At 67.4% G+C, this 10,181-nt stretch carries 14 protein-coding genes; 8 read left to right on the top strand and 6 right to left on the bottom strand.

Going from position 1 to position 10,181, the window contains the following annotated elements; all coding sequences use genetic code 11:
• Positions 1–10 precede the first annotated feature (10 nt).
• The 6 genes from FHW81_RS17450 to FHW81_RS17425 all read left to right on the top strand — a co-directional run bounded on the left by FHW81_RS17450 (position 11) and on the right by FHW81_RS17425 (position 2,978).
• Positions 11–463 carry a PA2169 family four-helix-bundle protein gene (locus tag FHW81_RS17450; protein ID WP_003113661.1) on the top strand — a complete coding sequence of 151 codons (453 nt, stop codon included), beginning with the start codon at positions 11–13 and terminating at the stop codon, positions 461–463.
• Between the two features lie 26 nt (positions 464–489).
• Entirely contained in the window at positions 490–699 is a 210-nt protein-coding gene (locus FHW81_RS17445) for a PLD nuclease N-terminal domain-containing protein (RefSeq protein ID WP_003113662.1), read from the top strand.
• A gap of 74 nt (positions 700–773) precedes the next feature.
• On the top strand, positions 774–1,244 hold the full coding sequence (locus FHW81_RS17440; protein WP_003113663.1) for a hemerythrin domain-containing protein: 471 nt from the start codon (positions 774–776) through the stop codon (positions 1,242–1,244).
• Positions 1,245–1,247: 3 nt separating this feature from the next.
• Positions 1,248–2,324, top strand: coding sequence for a M42 family metallopeptidase (locus tag FHW81_RS17435; protein ID WP_003088971.1), 1,077 nt, complete (start codon positions 1,248–1,250; stop codon positions 2,322–2,324).
• Between the two features lie 26 nt (positions 2,325–2,350).
• Positions 2,351–2,701: a YgaP family membrane protein gene (locus FHW81_RS17430; RefSeq protein ID WP_003088973.1), complete on the top strand. Its 351-nt coding sequence runs from the start codon at positions 2,351–2,353 to the stop codon at positions 2,699–2,701.
• Between the two features lie 55 nt (positions 2,702–2,756).
• Positions 2,757–2,978 (top strand): hypothetical protein, encoded by a 222-nt coding sequence (locus FHW81_RS17425; RefSeq protein WP_003113664.1) that lies wholly within the window; start codon positions 2,757–2,759, stop codon positions 2,976–2,978.
• Between the two features lie 32 nt (positions 2,979–3,010).
• Here FHW81_RS17425 and FHW81_RS17420 read toward each other — a convergent pair whose 3' ends face one another.
• The 3 genes from FHW81_RS17420 to FHW81_RS17410 form a co-directional block, all read right to left on the bottom strand.
• On the bottom strand, positions 3,011–3,319 hold the full coding sequence (locus FHW81_RS17420) for a hypothetical protein (protein ID WP_003144276.1): 309 nt from the start codon (positions 3,317–3,319) through the stop codon (positions 3,011–3,013).
• A gap of 283 nt (positions 3,320–3,602) precedes the next feature.
• Positions 3,603–3,950: a hypothetical protein gene (locus tag FHW81_RS17415; protein WP_003088982.1), complete on the bottom strand. Its 348-nt coding sequence runs from the start codon at positions 3,948–3,950 to the stop codon at positions 3,603–3,605.
• 12 nt (positions 3,951–3,962) lie between these two features.
• On the bottom strand, positions 3,963–4,553 hold the full coding sequence (locus FHW81_RS17410) for a hypothetical protein (protein ID WP_003088985.1): 591 nt from the start codon (positions 4,551–4,553) through the stop codon (positions 3,963–3,965).
• A 229-nt stretch (positions 4,554–4,782) separates the two neighbouring features.
• Between FHW81_RS17410 and FHW81_RS17405 the strand changes: the two genes are divergently transcribed.
• On the top strand, positions 4,783–6,735 hold the full coding sequence (locus tag FHW81_RS17405) for a hybrid sensor histidine kinase/response regulator (protein ID WP_010794153.1): 1,953 nt from the start codon (positions 4,783–4,785) through the stop codon (positions 6,733–6,735).
• A gap of 3 nt (positions 6,736–6,738) precedes the next feature.
• On the opposite strand, the gene FHW81_RS17400 is transcribed toward FHW81_RS17405, so the two are convergent.
• Positions 6,739–7,347, bottom strand: coding sequence for a Yip1 family protein (locus tag FHW81_RS17400; protein ID WP_033980866.1), 609 nt, complete (start codon positions 7,345–7,347; stop codon positions 6,739–6,741).
• 161 nt (positions 7,348–7,508) lie between these two features.
• Between FHW81_RS17400 and FHW81_RS17395 the strand changes: the two genes are divergently transcribed.
• On the top strand, positions 7,509–7,730 hold the full coding sequence (locus tag FHW81_RS17395) for a hypothetical protein (RefSeq protein ID WP_009876384.1): 222 nt from the start codon (positions 7,509–7,511) through the stop codon (positions 7,728–7,730).
• On the opposite strand, the gene FHW81_RS17390 is transcribed toward FHW81_RS17395, so the two are convergent.
• A complete protein-coding gene (locus FHW81_RS17390; protein WP_033980867.1) occupies positions 7,714–8,664 on the bottom strand; it encodes a methyltransferase in 951 nt (316 codons plus the stop codon). The two genes, FHW81_RS17395 and FHW81_RS17390, sit on opposite strands and share 17 nt — an antisense overlap.
• Positions 8,648–10,024, bottom strand: a complete 1,377-nt coding sequence (locus FHW81_RS17385) for an iron-containing redox enzyme family protein (protein ID WP_003089000.1) — start codon at positions 10,022–10,024, stop codon at positions 8,648–8,650. The genes FHW81_RS17390 and FHW81_RS17385 overlap by 17 nt, the downstream gene beginning before the upstream one ends.
• Between the last annotated feature and the right edge of the window lie 157 nt (positions 10,025–10,181).

The raw sequence follows: 10,181 nt of genomic DNA, 5'->3' as shown, positions 1-10,181 counted from the left end.
GGAGAGCGAAATGAACCAGACCAACCTCGACGACACCCTCGACGTACTCAACGACCTGCTGCAAACCAGCAAGGATGGCGAGGCCGGTTTCCACGCCTGCGCCGAGGACCTGCGCGACCCGCAGTTGAAGGCGGCGATGCTGGAGCAGAGCCGCGACTGCGCCGCGGCCGCCGACGAGCTGGAGCGGATCGTCCTGGAACTGGGTGGCAAACCCAAGGACAGCACCAGTTTCGCCGGTGACCTGCATCGGCGCTGGGTCGACCTGAAGTCACTGGTCACCGGCAAGGACGAAGAGGCGGTGCTCAACGAATGCGAGCGCGGCGAGGATGTCGCCAAGCACCGCTACCAGGCGGCGCTGGAAAAATCGCTGCCGGCGGAGATCCACCAGGTGATCGAGCGCCAATACCAAGGCGTACTCCGTCACCACGACCGGGTCCGAGCCCTGCGCGACGCCCGCGCCTGAGCCGACCCCGCGAGGAGGAGCGCGCCATGAGCCAGTCCCTGGCTTTCCTGCTCATCGGCCTGGCCACGCTGGTGGGTTTCTACGACCTGTGGGCCTTCGTCAGCGTGTTCCGCAGCGATCGCAGCGTGAATTCGAAAGCCCTGTGGTCGTTGCTGATCGCGGTGCTGCCGGTGCTCGGCGTGCTGATCTGGGCGGTCGCCGGCCCGCGTGCGGCGACCGCCCGTCCTCGCGACTGAACTCGGCGGAGGAACGCGCGCTCAGCCAGAGAGAGTGCCGGAGCACTCGGATAACAAACCGATGAGGAGCGACCATGAACGCCATCGAATTGCTGGTCCATGACCACGAGACCGTGAAGAAACTGCTCAACGAACTCAGCGAGACCACCGAACGGGCGCTGAAGAAGCGCAGCGAGCTGCTGGGCAGGCTGGAGCTGGAACTGGTGCTGCACACCGCCATCGAGGAAGACATCTTCTATCCGGCGATCAGGGAAAGCGGCGGCAAGGAAGAGCTGAAAATGTACTACGAGGCCAAGGAGGAACACCGCACGGTGGATTCCCTGGTCCTTCCCGACCTCAAGCGCACCCGCCCGGATACCGTGCAGTTCGCCGGCCGGGTCAAGGTGCTCAAGGAACTCCTCGAACACCACATCGAGGAGGAAGAGGGCGAACTATTCCCACGCGCCCGGCAATTGCTCGACGCCGCCGCCCTCAAGCAACTCGGCCAGGCCATGCAGCAGCACAAGAAAGAGCTGAAAGCGCGCCTGGAAAAACGGGCGGCCTGAGGCATGCGCGAAGAAGACCGCGCCTTGCTCGAGGAACTCCTGCTGGCACGTGGCCCCGGTGGCCAGGAAGACGAGGTCAGGGCCATCTGCCAGCGGGAACTCGAGGGCTGTTGCGACGAGGTCGGCAGCGATGCCGCCGGCAACCTGGTCGCGCGCATCAGCCCGCCGCACCTGCCGCGCGAGCAGGCGCGGCGGGCCGCGGTGCGGCTGCTCGCGCACCTCGACGAGATCGCCATGATCGTCAAGCGCGTCGAGGCCGACGGTACCCTGCGCGTAGTGGCGCTCGGCGGCGCCCAGCCGGTGAGCTTCGGCGTCTGTCCGGTACAGATCCTGGCCGGCGAGGCGGTACTCGACGGCGTGCTGTCCTACGGCAGCATGCATGCTACCGGCGAGTCGCCGCAGGGCTCCGACGTGCTCTCGGGCGCGGTGCACTGGCGCGACGTACACGTGGTCACCCGGCGCAGCGCCGAGGAACTGGCGAACCTGGGCGTGCGACCGGGTACCCGCGTGGTGCTCAACCGTCTGTGGCGGCGCCCGTTGTACTTCCAGGATTGCGTCGCCGCGCACTTCCTCGACGACCGCGCACCGCTGCTCGCAGTGCTCGGCGTGGCTCGCGAGATCGCCCGGCGCCGCGATGAGTTGCACGGCGACCTCTACCTGGTGCTCACCACCATGGAGGAGGAGAGTAACGCCGGCGCGCTGTTCGCCGCGCGCCGACTGCCGGGCGACATCAGCATCGCGGTGGAAGTCGGCCCAACGGTAGCCGAATACGGCACCCGGCTGTGCCGCGACCCGATCGTCAACAGCGGCGACTCCAAGGGTTATTACAGCCGCCATGTCACCGACCGCCTGTTGCGCGCCGCCGAACGCTGCCAGTACCAGCCGCAGGCGGCGCTGCTGGTGGACTTCGCCTCGGACGCCAGCGCGCTGCTGAGCCACGGCGAGGCCGCGCAGGTCGGCTGCATCGGCATTCCGACCGAGAACACCCACGGTTTCGAGATCGTCCTGGAAGAGGGCATCGAGGCTTGCCGGCGGACGCTGGTCGAGTTCCTCGTGCAACCGCCGGACGACGAAGCCTGACCGATAACCGAAGCAAGGAGAATTCCATGAACGAATACCTGCCGACTTCGACGGCCAATGGCCTGCCGCACAACCTGCAGCGCGGCGAGCGACTCGCTTCCATCGGCGCCGGACTGGTCCTGGCCGGCTTCGGCCTGGCCCGCGGTGGCTTGCCCGGCGCCTGCAAGGCGGTCGCCGGCGGCCTGCTGGTCAGCCGCGGGTTGAGTGGGCATTGCCATGTCAAGGGCCTGCTCAATGAACCGCGAGAAGAGTTGCAGTTGCTGCGCGAAGAGGTGCAGCACCTGACCCGCCGCCTGCAGCGCCTGCAGGAGCGCCAGCGCGACGACTCGCGGCAGGACGCTGCGCTGGACGCCGAACTGCCGCCGAACCTGCCGTGATAGCCATGGGCCCTGCGCCTGGCGCAGGGCCCATCGAAGAGAGGAGGGCGAGACGATGGCCAGCCATCTGTTCCTGATCAGCTACATCCTCGACGACCAGCCGATGACCTGCGAATTGCACAGCGAGGCGGATACCCTCAGCCGCGAAGAGGCCCGCCGCCACTTGGAGGCACTGCATCGACCGCACGACGCCGAGGCGATCAGCGATATCCAGGTCAGCAAGGTGGAGCGTACCCATGAGCCGGGCACCACGCCGGGACACTACCAGCAGCCCTGACGGCGGGAGGGGAAAAAGAAGGGGGGAGGGGCTCAGCCGGTGCCGGTCTGGAGTTCCGCCTCGAACTCGCCGAAGCGCCTGATTTCCTCGCGCAGGTTGAGGATGAAGGCGCTGAGGTCGCTGAAGCTGCTGCTCTTCAGGAAGTCGCTGTTGGGCACGATGTAGAGCGCGCCGTGGGGGCCGTCGACGCGGCAACTGATGGTCACCGTGAAGTCGGGGTTCAGTTGGCACTGGCAGTCGTGGTCGCGCAGTTCCTCCTCGAGGATCTTCTTCAGGTACAGGTAGGAAAGGTTCATCTGGTCAGGTCTCCCCAGTTCGCGAAGCGCAAGAAAAAGATCCACTCCGTCCCTGGAGCGGGATTAGCCTGAATCAGAGAGAAACCGTCGATACGTACAACGGTAGGGATAACTATAGGCGCCGCGCCGATGAAATACCGGCCACATCCAGAATCTGCGGGATAAGCTGTATCCCGCATGAGGCGCGGGATGCAGAATGCAAGAAGTCGTGCAGAACGCTCATGTCGGAGTGCGATCATGACGGGCGAAAAGCCCGTTCGGCGCTCCTTATGGGCATTCGAAAGAACTTTTCGCCCATATGGTTATATGGATTTTCTCGATATTTCCTCTAGGAACCTCGCCGGCTCGTTGGCGAAGAAGCCGATCTTTTTTGCCGGGTTTCCCGCATCGCCCGCCGCAATCCCCTTGCCACCCCGTAACCGAGCAGGCAGCCGAGCAGGGTAGCGCCGACCTGCAAGACCAACCCCAGGGCATTGGCCAGGCTCGGCGAGCGTGCGAGTACGCCGGCTTCGGGCCAGAACGCCAGCCATACCGCGACGAAGGCGAGCACCAGGTCGTACCAGGCGCCGCTGACCCCGCCCGGGCGGTAGCCGCGAACGAAAACGATGAAGGCGCTGAAGGCCAGGGCCAGCAGCAGGGTGCCGAAGGCCTGGCTGAGGGTATCGGGTCCGGACATGGCGGGTTCTCCTCAGGGCGCCAGGCGCAGGCACTGGCGCTTGTGCAGGCCGAGACGGACTTCGTCGAGCAGCGCTTCGGCGCAGGCGAACACCCTGGCGGCCTCCACTTCCGCGACGTCGCCGGCGCGGCTGAAATCGTCGATGCGCAGGCCGGCGGGCAGGCTCGGGACCTCCACCAGCGTCCAGTCCAGGCCGCTGACCGTGAGGCTGCGCTCGAGCCCGGCACCCAGTTGCTCCTCGCCGGCATCGCGCGGCGCCACCAGCCATTGCCAATGGCCAAGCAGGAACAGGCGCGGTACCTCGGCGCGCAGGGCGCCATCGATCAGCGCGGCGCAGATCGGCGGCAAGGCTTCGGCGGCGTAGTCGGACAACGGCGCGAACAGCAGGTCGAGACCAGCAGCCGCCTGGCTGACCTCGATCGACGACGCCAGGCTGGCTGGCTTGCAGCGCAGCCCGGGGCGCGCCTGCAGGCTGTTGAGATCGGCTTGCAAGGCGCTGACTTCGATCTGTCGCTGCAAGGCGGCGGCGATCAGCGCCTGGCTCAGGCTGTCGTGGGGATGGAATATCCCCAGCTTCAGGGTTGCGGTTTCCAGATTGCGCATGGGAACTCCGGGGTCGGTGCGGTGGAAAGGAGATGTCCCTACCTGCATATCGAAAGCCATACTCCGGACAAGGTTCCGGCGAATGGAATTCGCCGGCCGCGCCGGGGTCTTCCGAAAGGTCGGCCAAGTTCCTGGGGCGAGCCAGCGAGCGGCCGGAAGACGTTCTTCGTACTACCTTGCTGGGTGTGCCTTGCAGCCCGGGTCGAGCAGCCGACGAGTGAACACGTCCATGAAAACCACAAGAAAACCGAAAGTCCCCTTGAACCAGGCCACGCGCAACCGCCTGCTCGACGAAGCGGTCGACGACTACGCGATCCACACCCTGGACAGCGCTGGCCGTATCGCCAGCTGGAGCGCCGGCGCGGCGCGCCTGTTCGGCCACGACGCGAGCGAGATCCTCGGCCGCGACTACGCCTGCTTTCATACCCGCAAGGACCGCGACGCCGGCGTTCCGCAACAGGCGCTGCGCCAGGCGGATGCCGAGGGCCGCTTCGAGACCGAGGGTTGGCGGGTGCGCAGCAACGGCAAGCGCTTCTGGGCGCAGGTGGTGATCGACGCCATCCGCGACAGCCAGGGCCAGTTGCTCGGCTTCGCCCAGCTGATCCACGACCTCAGCGAAGGGCGAGCGGCCAAGGAGGCGCTGCGGCGCAGCCAGGAGCAGTTCCGCCTGCTGGTGCAGAGCGTTACCGACTACGCCATCTACATGCTCGACCACCGCGGGCGGATCACCAACTGGAACCTCGGCGCCCAGCGGATCAAGGGCTACCTGCCGGAAGAGGTGATCGGCCGGCACTTCTCCTGCTTCTACACCCCCGAAGACCGCGAGGCCGGCGAGCCGGCCCGCGGCCTGGCCGCCGCCGAACGCGAAGGGCGTTTCGAGAAGGAAGGCTGGCGGGTGCGCAAGGACGGCAGTCGCTTCTGGGCCAACGTGGTGATCGATCCGATCCGCGACAGCGATGGCCGGCTGATCGGCTTCGCCAAGGTAACCCGTGACATCACCCACCGGATCGAAGCCGAACGCGAACTGGAACGGGCCCGCCAGGAGCTGTTCCAGGCCCAGAAGATGGAGTCCCTGGGGCACCTGACCGGCGGCGTGGCCCACGACTTCAACAACCTGCTGACGGTAATCATCGGCAGCCTCGGGCTGCTGAAGAAACGCCTGCCCGGCGACCAGCGCACCGCCGACCTCTTGCAGAACGCCCTGGAGGCCGCCCAGCGCGGCGCCAACCTGACCCAGCGGATGCTTTCCTTCGCCCGCAAGCAACGTCTCGATCCACAGCCCTGCGCGATCCCCGACCTGTTGCGCGGGATGACCGACCTGCTGATCCATTCCCTGGGACCGAGCGTATCGATCGAGACGCGCTTTCCCCTGGATCTCGACCTCGGCCTGACCGACGCCAACCAGCTCGAACTGTCCATCATCAACCTTGCCACCAACGCCCGCGACGCCATGCCCAACGGCGGGCGCATCGTCTTTTCCGCGAGCAACCAGCGGGTGCCGGCGGACAATCCCCATCGCCTCGCACCGGGCAACTATATCTGCCTGAGCATCAGCGACACCGGCAGCGGCATGGACGAGGAAACCCTGCGCCGTGCGGTGGAACCCTTCTACACCACCAAGGGAATTGGGCGTGGCACCGGGCTGGGCCTGTCGATCGTCGACGGCCTCGCCGAGCAGCTCGGCGGCCGGCTCACCCTGGAGAGCCAGCCGGGCGTCGGCACCACCGCGAACATCTGGATACCCGCCGTCCCGCGAACCCCGGAAAGCGCCCGTACGGGCAATGGCGCGACGCCGCAGGCGCCCAGCGAAAGCGAGCGGGTGCGCTTGTCCTGTCGAGTACTGGTGGTGGACGACGATCCGCTGGTGTTGAACAACACCGCGGCGATGCTGGAGGACCTCGGTTGCTCGGTACTCAAGGCCGACTCCGGCAGCCTGGCCCTGGAGATTCTCACGGCGACGCCGGAGCTGGACATCCTCCTGACCGACCAGGCGATGCCACGGATGAACGGCAGCCAGTTGGTGGAGCGGGTCATGGCCCAGGGCCGGCCGCTGAAGATGGCCCTGGCCACCGGCTTCGCGGAAAAGATCGAAGGCGCGGCGGCACAGTTGCCCAAGCTGGCCAAGCCGTTCGGCCAGGAAGAGTTGTACCTGTTCCTGACCGGCACGCTGAAGGCCGGCTGAGCCTCAGCGCAGGTACTCGCCGCTGCCGGCCAGGCTTTGCCCCCAGAACTCGATGAAGATGAAGGCGGTGGTCAGCAGGGTCAGGAAGCCGACGCCGAGGATGCAGAAGGCGTAGAACAATGTCTGCCGCTCCTGCATGCGCATGAACAGCGGCAGGCCGGTGAACAGCAGGCGTGCCGAGTAGGCGCAGGCAGCCGCCGCGGCCAGCAGCAGGAGGATCCGCCAGGGCACCAGGGCGACGATCCCGGCGAGCATCAAGGGCACGGCGATCGCCGTGGTGAAGGTCAGGCTGCCCGGTACGCTGGGGCGCGACGGCGTGCGGAACAGCACCCAGCGTACGAATAAGCCCATGATCACCACGCCGGCGACGAAGCCCAGGTAACACATCGTCGCCAGCAGCAGGGCGCTGCCGCTGGAGAGGTGTTGCACGCTGTCGTTGCCCGGCAGCGACCAGCCGACCTGGGTAGTGCCGATGAACAGGCAGGCCGCCGGCAGCAGCGGCAATAGCAACAGCGGAACGAGGAAGGCGAAAGGGTGATGGTCGTAGTCCTGGCGCAGACGAGGCCAGGCATTGGAGGGACTGATCAGTAGCCGAGCCATTTCGCGGGTCATGACGGGCACCTCTTTTCTGTGGCGTTCAGGAGTCTGGACCGGCCCGGCGCGAGGGGGTTCAGGTGGCGTGCCGGGCGGTCCGCGACCGCCCATCCAGGGCCTTGAACCGGAAGACGCGGGGAGCGCCGAAAGACAAACGTCCCTGTCTTCCGGAGGAGCCCATGACCACCTACGAAATCCAGCACATGCGCGGCTGGCGGCGTTTCGCCCGCACCGTGCGCGCCGCCAGCCGGGCCGAGGCGGAACGCCTGTGCCTGCCCTGGGAGTGGGTGGATGGCGAGGTCCTCGCGGTGATTCCGGCCGAGGCCGAGGTGGCCGAGCGCTGGCAGCGCCTGAACGAGGATCTGGTGGAAGGCCTGGAGCGCCTCAGGCGGGACGAGTGACCCGCAGGCCGACCACGGCGATCCGCTCGGCTTCGCGGTAGGCGGGGCTGTCCAACTCTTCGGCGAACACGTCCGGGTCCAGTTCCTGGTAGTCCCAGTCCCACTCCCGAGACGCCAGGCGTTCGCGGATGCGGGCGAGGAACGGATCGCCGCCTTCGACCATCGCCACCCCGGTATACAACAGCAGGCTGCCGCCGGCTTCCAGGCGCTCGAGGGCGGCATCGACGATTGCCAGCGAGAGCCCGGCGCCGAGCATCCCGCCACCATGCCGGTAGGCGCGCTCCGAGGCATCCAGGAGATAGGGCGGGTTGGCCACGATCAGGTCGAAGCGACCGGGCGCCTGGCTCAGCAGGTCGCTACGCGCCAGGGTCAGGTTACCGACCCCCGCCAGCGCCGCGTTGACCCGCGCCAGGTCGAGCGCCGCCGGATTGATATCCAGCCCGTGTACTTCGGCGTCCGGGCAGGCCATGGCGATGCGGATCGCGCCGGGGCCGGCGCCGCAGCCGATATCCGCCGCACGGCGGATGCGTGCCGGATCGGACGATGCCAGGTGGCTGCGGATCAGCCGGTCGAAGCGGTAGGTGTCGGGGCCGAAGAACACCGCGTCGGCGGCCAGGGTAGGGAAGGCCGAATGGACGAACAGTTGCTCGCCGAGGCTGGAGACGCGCACCTGGCTGCGCCAGCCGTCCGCCTCGCGGCGGATCAGGTCGGCGCCGGCAAGAAGGGTCAGCCAGTCGCCCGGCAGGCTTTCCCCGGCGAATGCCCGGCTCCAGCCGAAGATGCCGGCCAGGTCCCGGGCCATGCGGTTTTCCGGGCGGGCGTTGACGCGCTCATGGGTAGCCGGGGTGACGGTGACGAAACGGTAGTCCTGGCCTCGCAACCAGTTGCCGAGGCTGACCAGGACGTCCAGGCGCGGATCATTCAGGCTGGGCATGGGCGGCCCTCCAGCGCTGGCTGAACATCCGCGTGGCAAGGAGACCGGCGGGTCCGTGGTGGCGGTGCGGGGCCATCAGTTCGAGAAGGCGTGCGACGCCCTGCTCGGGGGATAGCCGCAGCAGCTCGCGCCGCAGCGCGACCTGCTCGGCATCCACGTCTCCGCCCGCCGTCGCCGGCTCCGCCAGCGGCGCAAGCGGGTCCCTGTCCGCCGGAGCGGGGGCTTGCCAGTCGCCAGCGATCCAGTCGTACAGCAACTGCTGCTCGTAGGGAGTGAAGACTCCGAACATTGCCGCCCGGTCGCCCTCGATCAGGTTCCAGAAGCGGCTGCCGCGCGGATCGGCATGGCGCCGGATCCAGCCCTCTTCCTCCAGGCAGGCGAGAAACGCCGGGAACCGCCCGGGCACCGCCAGCCACTGGTTCACCGTGCGCCCGCCGATCCGGCAACGATCCGAATGCATACCGGCGGCGTAGGGGCGCTTGCGCTCGAACATGGCCAGCAATTCTTCCTCGAGATCGAAGCCGTCGATTACCTGCGTAGTGCTCAGGCCGACCTCGTTCAGGCGGTAGCCGTTCCTCACCCGTTCGAGGAAGGCCGCGCGCCCGCCAAGCTGCGGCAGGTTGTCGTAGAGCGCGCGCAGGGCCTTGCGCGCATGCCCGCTGGCGGCGTTGTCGATGGTCACGTGCAACTGGAAGTAGTAGGGGTCGAAGCCCAGCTCGCGCAGCTCCTGAGTGGTGATCAACAGGTGCAGCGGCGGTTGCTCGTAGCCGAGGTTGTAGCCGATCACTTCGGGCAGGTAGTCCGCGGCGAGGTGGCCGAGGGCGAGTTGCTGGGTGCCCTGCAGGTAGTGGAGGTCGCTGAGGCCTTCGACTTCCTCGCTGCCGATGCTGGCCAGCAGGCGCCGGTAGAGCAGGACGTGGTTGCGTGCCGGGACGCCGTCGCCGAGTTCTTCGAGGAAGGTCTCCAGCAGCGGCCGCAGGCGTTCCTCGCCATGATGCGGCAACAGCCCATAGAGCCAGGCGCCGTCGACCAGCTTGGTCGGGGCCACGCTGCGAATGAAGTGCATCGCCTGGGAGGGAACCTGGAAGTAGCGTCGCCCTTCGCCGCGCCGACGTGCCCGGAGGTATTCGGCATGCGCCTCGGCGGTGCGCCGGGCCCCGGCGTCGAGCCAGGCCGGCCAATCGGCGGGGTCCTCCGGCAGGTCGTCGTCATGGGTGGCGGCCAGGCTCAATTGCTGGTCGAGGAACTCGCCGGCGGCTTCGAGGTGCTCGCGGGGCTCGTCGAGCAGGGCGTGGTACAGGTCGCGGACCCTGGGCGAAGGGCTTGCACTGGAGGCAGGGAGGGGCGAAGACAGGCTCATGTCGCGTTCCTTGTCGTGGGTTTGCGGGGGCGGCCGGGGCGACCACACATATGGGTGCGAGTGACACCAGGGGAAAAAGGTTTCACTGGCAGGATCGGCGGCGCGCCGGGGAACCTCACGGCGGAAAAAACGAACCTCGACGGCACTCCGGCGTCTT

It is taken from the genome of Pseudomonas sp. RC10-4-2 (assembly GCF_050433085.1).
GTDB classification, from domain to species: domain Bacteria; phylum Pseudomonadota; class Gammaproteobacteria; order Pseudomonadales; family Pseudomonadaceae; genus Pseudomonas; species Pseudomonas aeruginosa.
Note: the sequence above shows the minus strand (reverse complement) of the source record. Positions and strands in the feature narration are given on the sequence as shown.